This is a genomic window from Metamycoplasma auris 15026 (assembly GCF_000367765.1).
GTDB classification, from domain to species: Bacteria; Bacillota_I; Bacilli_A; order Mycoplasmatales; family Metamycoplasmataceae; genus Metamycoplasma; species Metamycoplasma auris_A.
The window spans coordinates 112856-134097 of the sequence record NZ_AORI01000001.1; the positions used below are offsets into that span (position 1 = coordinate 112856).

17 protein-coding genes are annotated in these 21242 nt (G+C 27.4%); 11 read left to right on the top strand and 6 right to left on the bottom strand.

Going from position 1 to position 21242, the window contains the following annotated elements:
- The first annotated feature begins 287 nt into the window (after positions 1-287).
- From mnmE to MAU_RS00490, 8 genes are all read left to right on the top strand, one after another.
- Positions 288-1631 (top strand): tRNA uridine-5-carboxymethylaminomethyl(34) synthesis GTPase MnmE, encoded by a 1344-nt coding sequence (mnmE, locus tag MAU_RS00455; protein WP_004423223.1) that lies wholly within the window; start codon positions 288-290, stop codon positions 1629-1631.
- The gene (gene rlmD, locus MAU_RS00460) at positions 1631-2992 is read left to right on the top strand and encodes a 23S rRNA (uracil(1939)-C(5))-methyltransferase RlmD (RefSeq protein ID WP_004423224.1); all 1362 of its coding nucleotides are present in this window, start codon (positions 1631-1633) and stop codon (positions 2990-2992) included. The genes mnmE and rlmD overlap by 1 nt, the downstream gene beginning before the upstream one ends.
- A 191-nt stretch (positions 2993-3183) precedes the next feature.
- Positions 3184-4239 carry a signal recognition particle-docking protein FtsY gene (gene ftsY, locus MAU_RS00465; RefSeq protein WP_004423226.1) on the top strand — a complete coding sequence of 352 codons (1056 nt, stop codon included), beginning with the start codon at positions 3184-3186 and terminating at the stop codon, positions 4237-4239.
- Entirely contained in the window at positions 4239-4469 is a 231-nt protein-coding gene (locus MAU_RS00470) for a sigma factor-like helix-turn-helix DNA-binding protein (RefSeq protein WP_004423228.1), read from the top strand. The genes ftsY and MAU_RS00470 overlap by 1 nt, the downstream gene beginning before the upstream one ends.
- 96 nt (positions 4470-4565) lie before the next feature.
- Entirely contained in the window at positions 4566-5291 is a 726-nt protein-coding gene (pyrH, locus tag MAU_RS00475) for a UMP kinase (protein ID WP_004423230.1), read from the top strand.
- Between the two features lie 26 nt (positions 5292-5317).
- A complete protein-coding gene (locus MAU_RS00480; protein ID WP_004423232.1) occupies positions 5318-5869 on the top strand; it encodes a ribosome-recycling factor in 552 nt (183 codons plus the stop codon).
- A gap of 54 nt (positions 5870-5923) precedes the next feature.
- A complete protein-coding gene (locus MAU_RS00485; RefSeq protein WP_004423234.1) occupies positions 5924-6904 on the top strand; it encodes a phosphatidate cytidylyltransferase in 981 nt (326 codons plus the stop codon).
- Positions 6905-6923: 19 nt separating this feature from the next.
- On the top strand, positions 6924-11234 hold the full coding sequence (locus tag MAU_RS00490; protein ID WP_004423236.1) for a PolC-type DNA polymerase III: 4311 nt from the start codon (positions 6924-6926) through the stop codon (positions 11232-11234).
- Between the two features lie 113 nt (positions 11235-11347).
- On the opposite strand, the gene rnc is transcribed toward MAU_RS00490, so the two are convergent.
- The 6 genes from rnc to MAU_RS00520 form a co-directional block, all read right to left on the bottom strand.
- Positions 11348-12067, bottom strand: a complete 720-nt coding sequence (gene rnc, locus MAU_RS00495) for a ribonuclease III (protein WP_004423237.1) — start codon at positions 12065-12067, stop codon at positions 11348-11350.
- On the bottom strand, positions 12051-13076 hold the full coding sequence (gene plsX / locus MAU_RS00500) for a phosphate acyltransferase PlsX (RefSeq protein ID WP_004423239.1): 1026 nt from the start codon (positions 13074-13076) through the stop codon (positions 12051-12053). Before plsX ends, rnc begins: the two co-directional genes overlap by 17 nt.
- Before the next feature lie 10 nt (positions 13077-13086).
- Positions 13087-14724, bottom strand: a complete 1638-nt coding sequence (locus tag MAU_RS00505) for a DAK2 domain-containing protein (RefSeq protein WP_004423240.1) — start codon at positions 14722-14724, stop codon at positions 13087-13089.
- A complete protein-coding gene (locus MAU_RS00510) occupies positions 14724-15020 on the bottom strand; it encodes a hypothetical protein (protein ID WP_004423241.1) in 297 nt (98 codons plus the stop codon). Before MAU_RS00510 ends, MAU_RS00505 begins: the two co-directional genes overlap by 1 nt.
- 13 nt (positions 15021-15033) lie before the next feature.
- Positions 15034-16290 (bottom strand): serine hydroxymethyltransferase, encoded by a 1257-nt coding sequence (glyA, locus tag MAU_RS00515; protein WP_004423242.1) that lies wholly within the window; start codon positions 16288-16290, stop codon positions 15034-15036.
- A 76-nt stretch (positions 16291-16366) separates the two neighbouring features.
- The gene (locus MAU_RS00520) at positions 16367-16888 is read right to left on the bottom strand and encodes a hypothetical protein (RefSeq protein ID WP_004423243.1); all 522 of its coding nucleotides are present in this window, start codon (positions 16886-16888) and stop codon (positions 16367-16369) included.
- Positions 16889-17149: 261 nt separating this feature from the next.
- Here MAU_RS00520 and MAU_RS00525 point away from each other — a divergent pair, with 261 nt between their 5' ends.
- From MAU_RS00525 to tpx, 3 genes are all read left to right on the top strand, one after another.
- Positions 17150-20071 carry an AAA family ATPase gene (locus MAU_RS00525; RefSeq protein ID WP_004423244.1) on the top strand — a complete coding sequence of 974 codons (2922 nt, stop codon included), beginning with the start codon at positions 17150-17152 and terminating at the stop codon, positions 20069-20071.
- Between the two features lie 77 nt (positions 20072-20148).
- Positions 20149-20466, top strand: a complete 318-nt coding sequence (locus MAU_RS00530; RefSeq protein WP_004423245.1) for a hypothetical protein — start codon at positions 20149-20151, stop codon at positions 20464-20466.
- Between the two features lie 175 nt (positions 20467-20641).
- Positions 20642-21130 carry a thiol peroxidase gene (tpx, locus tag MAU_RS00535; protein ID WP_004423246.1) on the top strand — a complete coding sequence of 163 codons (489 nt, stop codon included), beginning with the start codon at positions 20642-20644 and terminating at the stop codon, positions 21128-21130.
- Positions 21131-21242 lie beyond the last annotated feature (112 nt).

Here is a 21242-nt window from a genome sequence, read left to right on the forward strand (position 1 = left end):
GCAAGTTAATCCTTGCTTTTTTTATTTCCTCTAAAAATAGTAATATGTCAATAATTTCTTAGTTTTTTGCTTTTAAAAACATAATTATTGACATTGTTTTCTTCTTAAATTAAGGAACTTTTTAAATTTTTTTAATTAATTACATTTTTTATTAATATTATTAATTTAACAAACATAAACTTTACTTTCCCATATTATTTTTTTATTTAGAAATTAGGAATTCAAGATTAAAAAAAACAAATTATTCATATAAAAAACAAAACTTAATTTATTCTATAATTTAATCTATGAAAAATATTTATAACGATACAATAGCAGCTATTTCTTCAGGTAATATTAACCAAGCTATCTCTATAATTAGAATATCTGGACCAGATGCAATTGAAATAATAAAAAAAGTCTACAATGGAAAAATTGGAACTGATAAAACAATAACTTATGGATATATTGTGGATCCAAATACTAAAAAAGTTGTAGACGAAGTTTTAGTTAATTTCTTTATTGGAAATAAAAACTTTACTGGTGAAGATACAATCGAAATCAATGCGCATGGTGGAATAATAGTTACAAATAAAATTTTAAATTTAATTCTAGCTAATGGCGCAAGAATGGCTACTCGTGGCGAATTTTCCAGAAGAGCTTTTTTGAATGGAAAAATTAGTTTAGAAAAGGCAGAAGCAATAAACTCTCTAATACATGCACAAACTAATATTCAAGCAGAAATAGCTATTACTCAATTCAATGATAAAGATGCAGAAATTATTGATAAATTAGAACAACAACTTCTTATGATTATTTCAATCATCGAAATAAATATCGATTACTCAGATTACAATGATATTGAACAGATGAATAGTAATAAATTACTAACTATGATTACTAACTTAAAAAATAACATTGAAATCATCGTAAAAAAATCTGAAAATGCATCTGATGTTTATAATGGAATAAAAGTAGCTATTGTAGGTCAACCTAACACTGGAAAATCATCAATTTTAAATAGATTATTAGGTAAAGAAAAAGCAATCGTTACAGATATTGCAGGAACAACAAGAGATATTGTTGAAGATACTTATGAATTGAATGGCATTCTATTTAAAATAATTGATACAGCTGGCATTAGAAAAACACAAGATAAAATTGAATCAATTGGAATTGAACGTTCAATAAAAGCAATTGAAGAAGCTAAAATTGTTGTACATCTAACAAGTCCTGCGCACAAAGAAAACGAAGAAGATAGATTAATTAAAGAATTATCAAAAAATAAAATTTATATTCCAGTTATTAACAAAAGTGACCTTTTAAAAGAAAAAGCACCTGCTAACTATGTTTTAACATCTGCAAAAAATGGATATCTTTGAGAGCTAAAAAATGCCCTTATAAAAAACTATCTAAACTTAGATTATGAAGATCCAGAATTAATTTATAACACAAGAAGATTAGGACTTCTAAAGCAATGTATAAATGAATTAAATAATGCAATTGAAAGTCTAAATGCGGGATATGGACCTGAAGTTGTTATTTTAGATATTAATAAAGCTTGAGGAATTCTAAGAGAAATTCTAAATAAAGAACATGATAACGAAGCTCTTTTAGATAATATGTTTAGTAAATTCTGTTTAGGTAAATAATGGAAAATAAAATTGAATTAAAAAAAGGATTAATTCTAAAAAATATAAAAAACAATAATTCTTTATTTGATGGTTTAAGTTATGAAGGACTTTGCATAATTAGAGATTTTGAAATCCCTATTTTTGTTTATAATCTTCTTCCTAATGAAAGTGCAAATATAGAAATAACTTATTATTCAAAAAAATGTTGTTTTGCTAAAGTTATAAAACTTTTAAATGTTTCAAAAGAAAGAAGAATACTAAATGAATATGAAAAATTACTTTATGAAAGCGGAAGTGCTCCACTTCTTTCTTTAGATTATTCTAAACAAATTGAATTTAAAGAAACATTAATAAAAAAACTATTTGCAAGAAACTTAAATATAAAAGAAATTAATCCAATAATAAAATCTCCAAAAGAATTTTTTTATCGTAACAAAATAACTCTTCAAATTGAATACAAAGAAAATGAAATTTTATTTGGTTTTTTTAAGAAATATAGTCATTCATTAATTCCGCAAATAAATCTCTTATTAGCTAATAAACAAATAAATAACTTTTATAAAAATATACTTCTAAATCCACAAACAGAAATAGATATTAAAATCAAAGAAACAATCTTTTCTTTGGGGCCAAATAAAATAACTTTGCGCTCAAGTAATTTAGATAACAATATAGAAATAGTGTTAAATATCAATAAAAAGATTGAAAAAAGATTGATAGATGAATTAATCGAACTTAATAAGCTTAAGAAAAATTACAAAATTAGCATCTTTGATGAATTAAAAAACAAATGAATTAATTTACTAGAGCATCAAGGAATTAAATATCAAATTGATAATATATTTTTTGAAGTAAAAAATGATAGTTTTTATCAGATAAATGAAGAATTAGCGAAACTTATTTATAAACAAATATTAGATTGAATCCCTAATAAGAATCTAAATATTGTTGATGCTTTTAGTGGCGTTGGAACAATTGCTTGTTTCATTGCTAATAAAACAAAAAAAGTTTATTCAATTGAAATAAATAATAATGCAACTACACAAGCAAAAAGAAATATAGAAATAAACAAAATTTCCAATATTGAAATTATTAATGCTGATGCAAATGAATGAATATCAAAAAATAAAGAAGCAATTGATTTAGTTATTTTTGATCCTCCAAGAGAAGGCTTAAAAAATAAAAGCATTGAAGCAATAATCCAATCACAAATAAAACAGATTATTTATTTAAGTTGCGATCCAAAGACACTAATTAGAGATTTAAAAGAATTTACTTATAGTGGATATTCAATTAAAAAAATTCAATCTTATGATATGTTTCCCCAAACACCTCATATTGAAACACTTGTTTTGATTGAAAGAAAAAATGAGACTTAACAATCCTTTGTCTCATTTTCTTAGGTAAATTCAAATCAAAAATAAATTAAATAAGCCAATTAAAATTTCATCTAATACTTAACAAAACAATAGAAAGTTTTAATACTTTGCTATTAATTTTTTCTTAAGTTTTTTATATTAAAATTTATATAAATAAATAGAATTAAACTATTAATTTTCTAGGAGAAATAATGGGTTTTTGGTCAAATTTAAAAGATAAACTTTTTGGAACTAAAGAAGAAAGAATTGCAAAAAAACAAGAAAAAATTGAAGCAAAAGAAAAGAAACAACTCGAAAAAGAATTAAGAAAGAAAAATAAGTTAGACAAGTATATAGCTGGCCTTTCAAAATCAAATTCTTCTTTTGTTGAAAGCATCAAACAACTTCAAAACAAACACAATAAAATTGATGAAGAATTTTTTGAAGAACTTGAAGAAATACTAATAATGGCTGATATTTCAATGAAATTAGTTCAAGTTATCATTGAAGAGTGTAAGAAAGAAGTAAAAAACGAAAACATAATTGATCCGAAATTAATAAATGAAATTATTGCTGATAAGCTTTTTACAATCTATACGTCTAACTCAATAGTTGATACAACTTTAGATGTAAAAAAAGGCAGAATTAATGTTATTTTAGTTGTTGGTGTTAATGGGTCAGGAAAAACAACTTCAATCTCAAAAATAGCTTACAAACTAATTAATGAAGGTTTCAAAGTCCTAATTGCTGCAGCAGATACATTTAGAACAGCAGCAGTTGAACAACTTGAAATATGAGCAAACAAAGTTGGCGCTGATATAGTTAAGCCTCTTCCTAATGAATTAGATCCAGCTGCTGTTGTTTATCGTGCGATTGATAAAGCTAAAGTTGATAATTATGACATTTTAATCATTGATACTGCTGGAAGATTGCAAAATAAAGTAAATCTAATGAATGAGTTATCTAAAATAAATAAAATAATTAGTTCAAAGGTTGAAGATGCTCCTCAAGAATCACTTTTAGTCTTAGATGCAACAACAGGGCAAAATGGAATTTCACAAGCTAAGGCATTTGGTGAAGCTACAAAACTTAGTGGAATTGTTTTAACGAAAATGGATGGAACTTCCAAGGGTGGAATTATTTTAACAATTAAAGATGAAATAAATTTGGCTGTTAAATATATTGGTCTTGGTGAAAAAATTGAAGATTTAGAAGAATTTGATTTAAATTCATACATTTTTGGGTTGATGAAGGGTATTAATGAATAATGCAAGACTTAGAAGAAAGAGATAATTTAATAAAATTATTTGAAAAATATGGTCAACTTTTAGCTCAATCCCAAAAACAAGTTCTTTATTTGTATCTTTTTGAAGATTTATCTTTTCAAGAAATAGCCAATGAGTTAGCAATGAGTCGCGCTGCTGCATATGATGCACTAAAAAAAGGTAAGCAAAAATTATTGCTTTTTGATAAAAAAATAAATGCAAAATCTTTATAAAAGCATTTTAAGTTAAACTAATATATAATTTTGCTTAGATTATATACAAATATTTAATAGACTAAATTTATATAAATTTAGTTTAATGAGGTTATCGTGAATTATAAATATAAAAGAATTTTAATCAAATTATCAGGTGAAGGGCTAGCGAATAAAGATAAACATTTAGCAATTGACTATGAATTGGTTAAAAAGTTCGCAAGTCAATTAAAGACAATAATAAACAATAATGTTGAAGTTGCAATTGTTGTTGGTGGTGGAAATTTCTGACGTGGCACTAGCGCAGCTAAAAACGGAATTAATCGTGTAAGAGCTGATTATATTGGAATGCTTGCAACAACAATGAATGCCTTAGCTCTTCAATCTGGTTTTGAAAATAATGGATTAGCATCACGAGTTTTATCTTCATTAACAACCGATCCAAAAGTTTGTGAAGTATATATTAATGAAAAAGCAAAAAAATACTTGCGAGATGGAGAAGTTATTATTTTTGCCGGCGGAACTGGGAGACCTTTTTTTACAACAGATACTGCTTCAACATTGTATGCATCTGAGATTGAAGCTGATGCAATTCTAATGGGAAAAAACAATGTTGATGGAGTTTATGATAGTGATCCAAAACTTAATAAGAATGCAGTTAAATTTGACAAAATAACATATGATGAATTGCTTGAAAAAGATTTAAGAGTTATTGATCAAACAGCAGCCTCGATGGCAAAAGATAATAATATTGACATAATTATTTTTGATATCAATGAAGAAAATGCACTGCTTAGAGCAATTGAAAACAAAATCCCAAATACAGTTATCACAAAAAAATAAAGGAATAGAATTTACAAGGAAAAAGTATGGAGTTGAATTTTTATATCGAAGAATTACAAGAAGGCATTGAGAAAACTATTAACAATTTTGAACACCAATTATTAAAAGTTGCTGTGGGAAAAGCAAACCCAACATTGATTAATAAAATTAAAATTAATTACTATGATTCATGAATGAATTTAGAAGAACTAGCTTCCATAAGCCCTAATGGCCCATTAGAATTATTAGTTAAACCATATGACATGGGAATTCTAAAAAACATTGAAAAAACCATTATGGATCAAAAGCTAAACATCACAATCGTTAACGTAGGTCACCAACTTAGATTGATATATCCACAAATGACTACTGAAAAACGTGTTGAAATGACTAAGGTTCTAAATCAATTATCTGAACAAGCAAAAGTAGGAATTAGACAAATTCGTCAAGATACAAATAAACAAATAAAGGCAGATAAAGAATTATCTGAAGATTTGCAAAAGAATTTCTTAGACCAAATTCAAAAAGAAATTGATAAAGCAATTGAAAAAATTAATAATCTAGTTAAAGTAAAAGAAAAAGAATTAATGACAATATAATCTTTTCTTCTTAACTATTTTTATATCAATTTATATTAAAAAATAGGATAAAAAATGAAAGATATAAAAGTAAGATTAAAGTCTGCAATTATTTTGTTATTAATACTTATCCCTTTCTTATTTGTAGTATATTATGGAAAAATTTCAGGAAAAATAATTGGAATTGTCTTCTATTCCATAATTTCAACATGAGCTGTTTATGAAGTTATTTCACACCGGATTCTAAAAAAATGAGAAAGTATCATAATTGCAATATCTAGTGTTTTAATTTGACTAATGCCGCTTGATTGATTTTTAAATCAACCAAGTCAAATAGAAACCAATTCATTTCTTAATTTAGCAAGCAACACAGGAATTAATGCTGCAAGTCTAATTGCGCAAATTAAAGAAACTTTATTTTTTGGATACGATTCAATAACAAAATTTAGAGTGTTGCAATTACTAATTTTAATTACCTTAATTTCTTTCATTTATATAATTGAACTTTTTGTTTCAAAAGCAAAGTTAAAAAGAAAAATAAATTCCTATTTAATTGTTCTTTTTGTAACATGATTTATTCCTTTAGCATTCAAAACAATTTTTGTTTTTAATGCCGCAAATATATATTTATTATTTGCTATGGTAACGATTCCAATCTTTACTGACTCAATGGCATATGTTGGCGGCTCATTAATAGGACGTAAAATTATCAAAAGAGGTTTTGCTCCAACAATAAGTCCTAAGAAATCTTGAGAAGGCGTAATTATTGGTTTTATATCTGGTGCTATTTTTGTTTTTATTACAATGTACTTAGGGCATCTAACAAAAAGCAATGAAATATTTAGAGTATTTAGTAATTGGAAACAATTAGTTGTAGGTTTAATAGTATTGCCAATTGCTTCAATTGTTGGAGATTTGATTTTTTCAGGAATAAAAAGAATATTAGGAATTAAAGATTTTTCAAATTTAATTCCAGGTCATGGTGGTTTCATGGATCGATTTGATTCAATGTCACTTGTTGCCATCTCATTAGCTGCAATTCTATTGATTAAATAATTTTTAAGGAGATATTTTTATGCTTGATAAAAGTTTTGAAAATCTATGTAAGGAAATAAACTTTAAGCCTTCAGGTGTTTTTGAAGGAACAAAACTTTTATCTGTGCAACCTGCCTTAGCAACTCTTAAAAATTGAATTTTTGATATTCAATTTGAGGAACATATTGAAATTTCGCAATATCTTGAATTTAAAAAAGCCATGCGCCTTAAATTTCCTGATTGCAAAATCAATTTAATGATTCAAAATGTTATCTTAGATAAAAAAGTTATAGCTGATTATTTAAAATACACAATTGAGACTTCATTTCACAAATTACATTCAATTTCAGGGTTTATTAATCCTGAAATTTTAGACTTAAATGATAATCAAATAACATTTAATATTCCAACTAAAAAAGCCTATGATGCATTTAAAAATTTTGATACTGAAATCAAATTATGTCTTGCAAAAATTGGCTTTGAATTCCTTATTCCAATCTACAAATTAAATCAAAAAAAAGAAACCAATGAAGGCAAAGAAATTGTTAAAGGACTAATTAATTCTTTTGATTCGATTAAAAAAGAAGAAAAAAATAAAACTTCAAACAAAGAAGAAAACAATCCTTTTTATAGCAAAAAAAGAAATAACAATCAAAATCCTATTGAAATGAGTATTTCTGATGCTCTAATAACTTTTGAACAAATCAAAGTTATGCTTAAGGGTGAAATTTTCTTTTTAGAATATCGAACAACAAATACCAATAGAAGAATTTTGAATCTTCGAATCTCAGATTACAAAGAAGCAATTGCTATCAAATGCATTCAAGATATCAATGATGAAAAACCTAATTTAAAAATAGGGGATACAATCTATGTCCAAGGACTTCTAAGTGATGATGCATATACAAAAAGTAAATTCATTCTTACTTCTGGAAAAAATTGGTATACACTTACTGAATCATTGATTTCTTTAACACCAGACAATGAAAAAGAAAAAAGAATTGATTTAGCAGTCAGAACAAACATGAGTGCGCAAGATGGAATTTCTTCTCCTGAAGAATATATTGAAGCAATGGAAAAATTAGGCCACGAAGCAATTGCTATTACTGATTTAGATAACGTGCAAAGTTTTCCTAGTTTCTATAATCTTTTAAAGAAAAATAAAAAAATTAAGCCAATATATGGAGCTACTCTTTCAACAATTTCAAACAAAAATACAATCTTTATAGGTTATAGAAATTTCAATCTTGGTGATGCTGAATATGTTGTTTTTGACCTTGAAACAACAGGGTTATCTTCAAGATTTGATGATATTATTGAATTTGGTGCTTCCATCATTAGAAATGGCAAACAAGTTGAAAAAATTCAATTCTTTTTAAAAACAAATAAGCCATTGACTGAAAAAATCAAAGAATTAACTAACATTAATGAATCAATGTTAGCTAATGGTTATGAGCAAGAAGAAGGCATTAGAAAAATATATGAAATTTTAAATAATAAAATAGCTGTAGCTCATAATGGGAGCTTTGATATGCGAATGTGCTTCCAAAAATTCAAAGATTATAATTTGGATATAAGCAATCTAGTTTGCATTGATACATTAAGAGTTTCTTATTTACTTGATACTGAAGATAGACTGCATAAGCTTGAAAGAGTATGTAAAAGATTTAATATTGCTTATGATGTCGCTGAAGCACATAGAGCTGATTATGATGCTAATGTTTTAGCACAAGTTTGATTACGCATGATATCAAGACTTGCCTTAGAAAAACAAATATTTAATGCAGAGCAACTATTCAACTACGACACTTCATTATGAGCTAAAAGAAAAAGACCTTCCGAAATAAGAGTTTTAGCTAAAAATCAAAAAGGTCTAAAAGAACTTTTTAAAATTTTATCTAATTCGTTAACTGATGATTTTGCAGAAGGTCCAAAATTCTATATAGAAAATAAGAATAAGTATCCTAATCTTTTATTTGGTTCAGCAACAAATCAATCGCTTCTTTGGGACAAAGTTTTGTTTGGAACTGATGATGAAATTCTTGAAGAAATAAAAAACTTTGATTATATAGAACTCCCTCCTATTGAATCATTTATTTATTATGTTAAGCTAGAAGATATATCTTGATCTGATTTGAAATTTGCATACAAAGATTTAATTGAAAAATGTAATGTTTTAAATAAAATGTGCGTTGCCACTTCGGATGCTAGATATGTTTATGATTATCAAAAACAAATTCATGCAATCTATATTAATGCTCCTTCTTTAGGGGGAGGAAAACATTGACTAAAGGGAAGAGCGCAACCTGGATTTAAATATCTTACAACCAAAGAAATGATTGGCCAATTTATTTTTTTAAACGACGAAAAAATAATTAAGGATATTGTTATTAATAATCCAAAAAAAATTGCAAGTCAAATTGAAGATATTCAAGTAATTAAAGATAAATTATATGTGCCAAGTTTTGATAATTCTCCAATTAAACTAAGAGAATTAGTTTACAAGAATTTATATGAAAAATATGGAAATAATCCAGATAAAAAAATCATTGACCGTGTTGAAAAAGAACTAAATCCGATTATTAAATATGGATATTCAGCAATTTATTGAATTAGTCATAAATTAGTAAAAAGATCTAATGAAGATGGTTATTTAGTTGGAAGTAGAGGGTCAGTTGGTTCTTCTATAGTTGCAAACTTATCCCAAATATCTGAAGTTAATCCCCTTGAACCACATTATTTATGTTTAAAATGTAAGTATTTTGAATGAAGTGATAATCCAGAAATTTATTCAGGATGAGATTTACCTGACAAAAGATGTCCAAAATGCAATGAAATTCTTTCAAAAGATGGACATAATATTCCATTTGAAACATTTTTAGGTTTTGAAGCAAATAAAGTTCCTGATATTGATTTAAATTTTAGTGGGGAATATCAACCTACTATTCATAATCTTGTTAAGGAATTATTTGGTGAGGATCATTCATTTAGAGCTGGCACTATTTCTAAGATTGCCTTAAAAACAGCTTTTGGTTTTTGTGAAAAATATATGCATGAAGAAAGAAAAGAAGAAATTCCATGGTCAAGAGCTTTTTTAGATTTTTTAGCTTCCAAAGCAGCTGGCGTTAAAAGAACAACAGGACAGCATCCTGGCGGAATAATTGTTATACCAAAAGAATTTGATGTTGAAGATTTTACGCCGGTTAATTATCCAGCAAATGATACTAATAGCAGCTGAAAAACAACACATTTTAACTTTGAATCCATTCATGATAATGTTCTAAAACTTGATTTACTTGGTCATGATGATCCAACAACAATTAAAATGCTTGAAGATCTAACTGGTATAAGTGTTAAAAGTATTCCAAAATTTGATGAAAATGTAATGAAGTTATTCTATACTACTGAATCAATGAAAATAAGTCCAAGCATGATCGATAATGAAACAACTGGTGCATATGGGCTACCTGAGTTTGGAACTAGTTTTGTGCGAGGTATGTTAAAGGATGCACAACCTAGAACATTCAATGACTTAATTCTTTTAAGTGGACTTAGTCACGGGACAAATGTATGAGCTGGTAATGCTGAAGAATTAGTTAAAAAAGGCTTCAAATTAAAAGATTGTGTCTGTTGTCGTGATGATATCATGCAAGAATTAATAAGAAGAAAAATTGAACCTTTAGTTTCTTTTGAAATTATGGAAAGAGTACGGAAGGGAAAAGGTTTGAGTGCTGAACAAGAAGAACTTCTTATTAATAATAAAGTTCCTGATTGATACATTAATTCACTTAAAAAAATCGAATATATGTTTCCAAAAGCTCATGCTACAGCCTATGTTATTATGGCTTGAAGAATTGGTTGATATAAACTATATTATCCACTTGAATTTTATGCTTCGTATTTTTCAATTAGACCAGATGCTATTGATATTGAAGTCATGGCTAATGGATATAACAAGGTTAGTGAAGTTTTATATGATTATAAGAATCGTAAAAATGATAAAGCAAATCCACTTTCAACAAAAGAAGCAGCACTAATTACAACATTTGAAATTACTAAAGAAATGTATGCAAGAGGTTTTAGTATTCAAAATGTTTCACTTGAAAAATCAGATGCTAAAAACTGAATTGTTGATAAGAATAAAAAATCCTTAATTCCGCCATTTAATGTTGTTGATGGCCTTGGAGATACAGTTGCTGAATCAATTATTAAAGCAAGAGCAGAAGCACCTTTTCTATCAATTGAAGATCTAACTGAAAGAGCTAAAATTAACATTAAAATTTGTAATGAATTAAGAAGACTAGGCATTCTAAAAGACCTAAATGAAACTAACCAAGTTGAACTATTTTAAAAATAAAAAAGCAATCAAGTTTAATTACTTAAGATTGCTTTTTTATTGAAAAGATTGAAAAAAGATTGAGTTTTTATTGACTTATAAGAATATTTCTTGTTATTTTTGGTTAGTTATTTAACAATTGTTTTTAATTTTTTTAATGCATCAATAGCAGCATTAGTTTCAGCTTCTTTTTTAGAGTAGCCAATTCCTTCACCATATTTAACTCATTCAAACATTACAGTAGCGCGGAATGTGTTGTTAGGGAGTTTTTCAGTTGTATATACAACATTAGAAGTGCTTGATTGTTGGAAGTGCTCTTGTAGCACATTTTTTGGATGAGAATGTTGGGAATAATAATGTGAATCAAATGTTTTGCCTAGTGTTTGCTTAGTGACTTCCATTGCAACATTAATGCCAAAAACAACATAGATAGCACCAATAAAAGCTTCATAAAGGTTTGAGATTGTTTTTTTATTTATGCCATTAATAAAGGCAGCTTTTGAGTGACGTAAGTATTTAAATAATTCATATTCTTCAGCTAAATCAGAAAGATTATTTTTATCCACAATAGAGCTTCTTAATTGTGTTGCAAAACCTGAATCTCAAGAAGGATTTTTTTTGGCAATTCAAGCAGTGACGATGAATTGTAAAACGCCATCACCAATGAATTCTAAATAGTCATTGTGCTCAGCGCTCTTATTTTCATTTGCATATGATTTATGCGTAAAGGCAGTTATTAAAGTATATTTTTGTTCTTCTGAAAGATAATAAATATTTAGTCCAAAATTCAATAAAAACTTAGATAATGAATTCCAAAAAATTTGGTCTTCTTTATTCAATCTTGTCATTATTTATGTTACTCAATTCCTTTTTTAATTCATCCATAAATGTTTCTTTATCTAAGATATTTTTAATTTGGTTCAAGGCATTTTCAAAAGCAATTTCATCTGAACCACCATGTGCTTTAACAACGACTTTGTTAAGTCCAATGATATAAGCACCTCCAACATTACGATAATCAAAATCGTCCTTCATTTTTTTAAGACGTTTTTTAAGAAGAAGACCGCCTAATTTGGTTAGGAAATTGGTTTTAATAATATCTTTTAGCATCTTTCCAAAACCAAGGAAGGAAGATTCTAATGTTTTTAAAAAAACATTTCCGCTTTGCCCATCAGCTAGAATAATATCAATTTTTCCTTCGATTGCATCTTTAGGTTCAATGAATCCATAAAAATTGATATCTTTGTTTTCTTTTAGAAGTTTATAAGCTTCTTTGTTTAGAACACTTCCTTTATATTCTTCACTTCCTATATTTAAAAGCCCAATACTTGGGTTATTTTTTGTATTAAAAATTAGTTTGTAGTAATGATTTGCTAAAATAGCTCAGTTATTTAGATATTCAGCCGTAGTTTCAATGTTAGCACCTGCATCTAAAAGTAGAGTATGCTTACCTATTAATGTTGGAAGAATTGGCATAAAAGCAATTCTTTCTACATTATTAAGTCTTTTGATTTTTAGCATAGAAAGAGTTGTAAAGGCTCCACTATCACCACTACTTAAAATTGCATCATAATCATTTTCATCTAGATAATTAAATGCATCAAGCATTGAAGAAGGAGTTTTTAGGGCTTCTCTTGGGGATGATGTAAGATGAATGATATTTTTTGAATCAATAATTTCAAAAGCATCCTCTGCTATTAGATTGCTACTTTTTGCAAGTTCGCTTTCAATAATTTCTTTATTACCAACTAAAGCAATTTTGTAATTAGGATTTTTTAGTTTGAAAGAAATAGCGCCCTTAATTGCTTTATAAATTCCATTATCATTATTCATTACATCAAAAACGATTTTTTTCATTACTTACTCCTTATTCAGCCGCAATTAGATATGGATAAATTTCTTGTCCACCATTATGAATTTCAAATTGAATATCGAAATTAATTTCAATGTAATTCTTTAATTCATTAATGTCAGCTTCAGTGACACCTTGACCATAGAAGATTGTAACTAATTGGATATCTTCAGTAACAATTTCATCAAGTAATTTATAAGCTGCCTCATTAAATGTTGTTGCTGTATTAGTTAATTTACCTTCAGAAATAACCATATAACTTCCAGCTTTAACTTTAATGTTATTTAGTTTGGTAGTTTTAATAGAAGGTGCAATTTCACCATAATGTACATTTGTTAAAGCTTCTTTCATTAACATATGATTATCTTCAGGGTCATTTTCTTCATTAAAGTTATATAAGATACTTAAACTTTGTGCTTGAGATTTAGTTGGAATAATAATAATTTTTTTATCTTTAACGATTGTAGAAGCTTGTTGGGCAGAAAGAATAATATTAGAATTATTTGGCAAAATAAAGATTGTTTCAGCATTAATTGATTCAATGGCAAAAATGATATCTTTAATTGAAGGATTATTAGTTTGACCGCCTTCAATAATATAAGAAGCGCCATTTTCTTTTAAAAGATTAATAATACCAATTCCTGTGTTACATGAAATAATGGCTGATTTTTTGGGTGTTTTTGTTTCAGTTTCATTTGTTGTATTTTTTTTGGCTAATTCATTACTATTTTTTTTACCATCATTAGCTTGCATTGTCATATTTTCAATTTTGATTTTGACAAATTGACCTAAGTTATCAACTAAATTTAAAATGTTTCCAGGTTTAATTGCATGAATATGTACTTTTAGATATGAATCATCCTTCACAACAACAGTTGAATTTCCATGTTTTTCTAATTTTGCAATTAAATTTTCACGATTGAATTTTTTTGGTTTTTTAAGTTCAATAATGAATTCAGTGCAATAACCAAACTCTCCTTCAAAAACTTCATCATCTGAAATGAATTTATTTACTTCAAGACCTTTATCTAACAATGAAATAGGATTACCTTCAAAATATGAAAGTATTCCTTCAATGATTGCATATAGACCTTCTCCTCCTGAATCAGTAACGTTTACTTCTTTAAGAACAGGTAGTAAATTAGGTGTATTATCGCAACTTTGACGCGCTAATGATAAAGCAACTTTTAGTACATCGATTGTATCTGCATCAATTAAAACATTTTCTTTTAAACCTTCTGAAGTTTCTCTTATAACAGTTAAAATGGTACCTTCAACTGGTTTTAAAACAGCATTGTAAGCAAACTTGGAAGCTTCTTCAAAACCCTTAACTAAATCATATGCATTGATTTCTTTTTTATTTTGAAAAGCAACTGAAAACCCTTTGAAAATTTGACTTAGAATAACTCCTGAATTTCCTCTTGCTGAAAAAAGCATATTTTGTGCAGCTTTGGAAGCTACTTCAGATATTGCTAAATCTTCATCTTGTCTTATTTCTTCGATGCTTATAATTGTTGAAGCCATATTAGACCCAGTGTCGCCATCAGGAACTGGGAAAACGTTTAATGCATTAATAAGATTCTGTTTATTTTTTAAATTGTATGCTCCAGATAAAAGAGCATTTAATCATTCATTTCCAGTTATTTTGCTCATTATTTAATTCCTTTAATATAAACGTTTAATTCAGCTATTCTTAGATTTTTTTCTTTTAGTTTGTAGCTTACAATTTGGTATATTTCTTCAACAATTATTCTTGCATTAAGATTGACTAAAATAATTAAGCCAAGAGTTAAATCAATTGCATTTTTGGCTTTTTCACTTTTTTTAACAATAAGGCCATTGTTTGCAAAATCAATGTCATTTTTTTCATCAAGAACACAAAAATCCACAACGCCAGCAATTGAAGAAATTCAGCTTCTTATTTCAGTTTCAAGTAGATTATAATTCATTTAAAAACCTCAATTATTTTTTGACATAGCTTCTTTTAATTGGAAACATTGAAGTTAGTTTAGCAACTTCTTTTTTAATGACTTTCTTTAGTTCTTCATTTTCATATTCTCTAAGAAGTTTATCAATTAGGTTAGCTAGAATAATAAATTCATCTTCACCAAAACCTCTTGATGTCATAGCTGCACTACCAAGTCTAATTCCACTTGAAACAAATGGACTTTCTGTATCATTTGGAATTGAGTTTTTATTGACTGTTATGTTGCATTCTTGCAAAATATTTGCAGCAGCTTTTCCAGTTAGTCCATACGATTCTTTAACATCAATCATAAATAAGTGATTTTGTGTTAAACCTGAAATAACTTTTATCCCTTTGTTAATAAAAGTTTGGCAGAAGACTTTTGAGTTTTTTAGAAGTTGTTTTTGGTAATCAATAAATTCAGGTTGTAATGCTTCATAAAATGAAACAGCCTTACCTGCAATTTGGTGGAATAAAGCTCCCCCTTGGTATCCTGGGAAAACAGCACGATCGATTTTTTTTGCAATTTCTTCATTGTTAGTTAAAATGATTGCGCCTCTTGTTCCTCTTAGAGTTTTATGAGTAGTTGTCATAATAACGTCAGCAAGTCCGACAGGAGATGGATGAAGACCTGCAATAACTAAACCAGAAATATGGGAGATATCAGCAAATAAATAAGCGCCAACTTCATCAGCAATCTTCTTAAACTTATCAAATTCAACAATTTGGGAGTAAGCTGAATAACCACAAATAATCATTTTTGGCTTAACTTCTTTGGCAATTCTTAAAACTTCATCATAATCAATGATTCCATTTTCATTAACACTATAGCTATATGATTCATAAAAAATACCACTGAATGAAATACGATATCCATGGGTTAAATGCCCTCCAGAATCAAGAGATAAGCCTAAAACTTTTTCACCTGGCTTTAGAAGTGCCATATAGACTGCTGCATTTGCTACAGAACCAGAATATGGTTGAACATTTGCGAAGTTTACATTAAATAATTTCTTTGCTCTTTCTTGGGCTAAAAGTTCAACTTGGTCAATGAATTCACATCCACCATAATATCTTTTGTTAGGATATCCTTCGCCATATTTGTTTGTTAAACATGAACCAACTGCTGCAAGAACATCTTCAGAAACATAATTTTCAGAAGCGATTAGCTCAATGTGTTCAGTTTGTCTTTTGTTTTCATTTTCAATTATGTCAGCTAATTCTTTGTCATTTAGTGATATCTTTTTGTACATATTTTTCTCCTTACATTAAAGAAAATAAAATATTTTAAATAAATTTGACTAGTAAAAATAAAAAAACTAAACTTTATTAGTCTAGTAATGATTTTTGTTCTTTTTCTAGTTTTTCTTCTTCAATTCTTCTTTTAGTTTCTTGTTTTTTTTCAATGCTTTTAATGATTAATAAAATTGGAAGTGCTAATAACCCAAGGCCAACTGCTGGTAAAACTCGATAAATTCAATTATCAGTTCCAGATGAAACCATAAAAGAAGACATTGCAATTGCAAATGGAATTAAGAAAGTTAAAGTGCTTTTTTTAATAACCTTAAATCTAAAAATAAGTAAGCAAACAATTGCACTTTGTATAATTGCAACTAACAATGCAACAGGCAGCAATAAATCTCATCTTCCTCAGTTTTTTGTTGCAGGAAAAGCTCAGCCATCTTTACCAATTAAAATAAAAATTGTAAAAGATGGAATTGCAATAAGAAATAAAGAAATTAAAGCAACTTTTCATGAATGAGAAAGCTCTTTCTTACTTCTTTGAATTTCAAAACTTTTATAGTTATTGATATTTATTTTTTTATTCTTCCATTTTTTATTATTTGACATTGAATACTCCGTCTATTTAAATAAATAAATTTTACCAAATATTAAAAGTTCTTAATTTAATATTTGCATAGCTTTTAATATTAATATTAAAAGTATAAAATAGATAAAAAAACTAATTATTAGTTTTTGTTTAAAACTATAAGTTTTAATATTAGAATATATTTAAACATTTTTTTCTTACTATCTATAATTATAAATTAGTTGTATAAGATAAAAAACTGATGATGAATTAGTTATAAAGACAATTGGAGACTAAAGATAATGAAATTAATACAAGTAGAAGCTCATGGGTTCAAGTCTTTTGCAGATAAAATTACGCTGAAATTCAATGGTGGTGTTGTTGCTATCATTGGTCCAAATGGCTCAGGTAAATCAAACATTAATGATGCTATCAGATGAGTTCTTGGAGAAAGTTCTTCTAAAGCATTGCGTGGAGATAGCATGGAAGATGTTATTTTTGCAGGTTCAAAAACTGAAAAAGAAATGGATAGAGCTGAAGTAATTTTAACTTTTGATAACCACGATCGTGCTGTTGATATTCCTTTTGATATTTTTACAATTTCCCGTGTACTAAACCGAGGGCAAGGTTCAAATGAATATTATATCAATGGAGAAATTGCGCGTCAAAGAGATATAAAAGACATTGCTATGCAAAGTGGGATTTCTAAATCCTCACTTGCAATTATTAGTCAAGGAACAATTTCAGATATTGCTGAAGCCTCTTCGGAAAGAAGAAGAGAATTTTTTGAAGAAGCCTCAGGAACTTCTATGTATCGAGCAAAAAAACAAGAAGCAATGCGGAAACTAGAAAGAACTGAAGAATCACTTAACAAAATTGGTATTGTTATTCAAGAGTTAGAAAGACAAATTAAACCCCTTCAAAAACAAGCTCAAAAAGCCCAAGTATATAGACAAAAAACCAATGAGTTAAAAAATATTGAAGTTTCATTATTGATTCATGATTATTTAGATTATTCAGGAAGATTAGAAGACTTAAGTGCAGATTCAGCTATATACAAACAGCAAAAAGAAGACCTAGAGTTACAAATTAAAACTTATTCAGATATCTATGCTAAAAAAAGTGCTTTGATTGCTAATTTAGAAAAAGATATTACAAGTTTAGGACAACAAATTGATGATATAACATCAGAAATTACTAATCTAGAAATAAGAGCAGCTAAAGAAGAAAAGCATCGTGAAATGCTTATTAATAACCAAATTATTATTGATAATAAACAAAAAAAAGCAGCTCTAAAAGAAGAATTGAGTTCCTTGTACACAAAGATTGAATTAATTAAGGAATTCATCAAAGATCAAAAGAAAAAAAATGATGAAACAAATGAAAAAATCATTAACACAGTTGCAAAAAAACAAGAAATTAAAAACGAATTAGATCTCCAAAAAGATAGGCTTCAAAAAATTAATTCGAAACTAGATTATCTAATCAATCTAAAAAATTCTAAAAATAATCTTCATAAAGGAACAAAAAATATTGTGCAAAATGCACATTTATTTAAAGGATATAAGTCCTTGGTTTTAGATATTCTAAATGTTCCAAATGAATATAAAATTGCGATTGAAACAACGCTTGCAAATGCACTACAAAATATTGTAGTAGATACTCCTGAAACAGCTGTTAAAGCCATTGAATTTCTAAAAGAAAACAACGGTGGAAGAGCTACTTTTATCCCACTTTCTTCAATTAGTCCTAAAAAAGTTTTAGAACACTACTATATAGCAGCCCAAACCCAAAAAGGTTTTCTTGGTTGTGCTGCTGATTTAGTAGAAGTGGATAAAGAATATGACACATTAAAAAGATTTTTATTAGGTCATATTCTAATTGCTTCTAACATTGAAGCTGCAAATAGAATCTCAAAATTACTTGAACACCGTTATATGGTAGTTACTCTTGATGGAGATGTTATTAGAGTTGGCGGTATTCTAAGTGGGGGACAAAAAGAAGAAGATTCACATTTATTAGGAATTGATGAACAAATTAAAAACCTAGAAGTCCAAAAACCTAGTTTACTTAAATTTATTTCTAAAAAAAATGAAGAACTTATTAATCTAGAACAAGATGAAAAAAATCTTGGCAATTTATTTTCAAATATTAGTTTGGATATTGTTAAACAAGAATATCAACTGAAAACTACACAAGCAAAATTTGATGAATTAAGAGTGCAATATGAAAATATTGCTGATGAAAAACTTGATGAATTAAGCACAATTGACATTGCTGCTGAAATTCAAAAATTAATTCTTGAAAAAAGTAATTTAATTGCAAATAAGAATTCCCAAAACGAATTGCTACAGGCAACAAAAAAAGAACTTAGCGATGCCAATATTAAAAAGAATATTGCAAATAATGAACTAAATGCACTGATTACAAACAATGCCAACAAGATTGCTGAAAGAAGCCATGCTGAAGTAATGCTTAATACCATTACACAACGTCTTTCAGAGCAATATAATATGCTTTTTGAAAGTGCTAAGGAATTATATAATCCTGAAATTGATTTTGAAGCTGCAAGAAGAATTGTTAATGACCTAAAAAATGATATTAAAGAATTAGGTTATGTCAATCTTTCATCTATTGACCAACTCCAAGAAATTGAAGGTCGTTATGATGAACTTAAAAAACAAGAATATGACATTGTTGAAGCTAAAAAAATCATTGAAGAAGTAATCATGGAAATGGATAAAATTATCATTGAAAAGATTACTGAAACAGTTAATTTAGCCAACATTGAATTCAAACATGTTTTTTCAAAAATGTTTGGCGGTGGAACTGCTGAAATAAGATACACTGATCCAAATAATTTATTGGATAGTGGTATTGATGTTATGGCGCAACCTCCTGGAAAATCAATTAAAAACATTAAGTTATTTTCAGGAGGTGAAAAAGCTTTAATTGCTATTTCACTACTATTTTCAATTCTAAAAGCTAAGCCACTTCCTTTATGTATTCTTGATGAAGTTGAAGCAGCACTTGACGAAGCTAACGTTATTAGATTTGCTGAATTTCTTCAAAGTTTAAAAGAAAATACACAATTTATAGTTATTACGCACCGTCAAGGAACAATGGAAAGAGTGGATAAACTATATGGCGCTACAATGCAAAAAAGAGGTGTAACAAGCTTTTTTGGAGTCAATCTAGCTGAGGCTAAGAAGCTTGTAAATTAATAAAAAAGATTGCAAAAAAAGCCTAAAAAGCTGAAAAAAATTGTTGTGATATAATTTAAATGTAATAAAGGAAAAATATGTACGGACTAGTGTTTTATTTAAAAAAAGAAAACTTAATTAGAGAATACTCAAAAGCTCATGAAGGAATAAATTCCGAAAATTACAAACAAGCTTATGAAGATATTCGTGATATTTTAAGACACTATGGTTTTCATTGATTATCAAACAGTTTTTACTTTTCACGTTCCATAAATAATCTTTTGCAAATTACAAAAGCACTGCATCATCTAAAAACAATTGAATGATTTAAAAAGTCTTTAGTATCTTTACATATTTTTAAAATGGAAGACTTATCAATCTTTACAGATTACATAATTGAAGATGAATCAAAATAAAAATGAGATATTAACAAAAAAAGATATGAGTTAATAGCTCATTTTTTAATCAATAATGAAAAATATTTATTTGATTTTTAATTAAATCAAATCAAATATGTTGAAAATCAATGAAAAAATACAATAGTTTATAATTAAATTATCTTTAATCAAATCTACAAGGAGGTTTATTTTTATGAAAGTAAAATTTGGTGGCAATGATGTTAATCTAATAGGAAATGAAATTAAAGTTGGCGATATTTTTCCAGACTTTAAGGCAGTTGATTTAGATTTTAATGACTTTTTATTAAGTAGTTTACCTAAAACAAAAAAACTAATTTTATCTATTCCTTCAATTGATACTGGTGTTTGTGAAACTGAAACAACAAAATTTATGAATTATTTCAGCAACAAAAATTATCCAGTGATTGTAATTTCGCAAGATCTACCTTTTGCTTTAAGTCGCTGATGTGCAATTAGAAATAATAAAAAAATCCAAACTCTAAGTGAGTTTAAATACAAAGATTTTGGTAAAAAAGCAGGCGTTTTATTAGAAGGAAGTGAGCTGCTAACTAGAGCTGTTTTTGTTTTAGATGAAAATAATAAAGTGTTATATGTTGATTATGTTAAAGTAGTTGGTCATGAACCAAATTATGAAGAAATCTTAAAGTTTTTTGAAGATTAAAAAAGTATCTCTTTCAGTTTTTCGGAAGAGATTTTTTTATTTTTTGGTGTTGAAGAAGTTTATAATAGTAATTTCCCAAAAATAACGCTATAGTTTTTGCCTTAAAATGGTG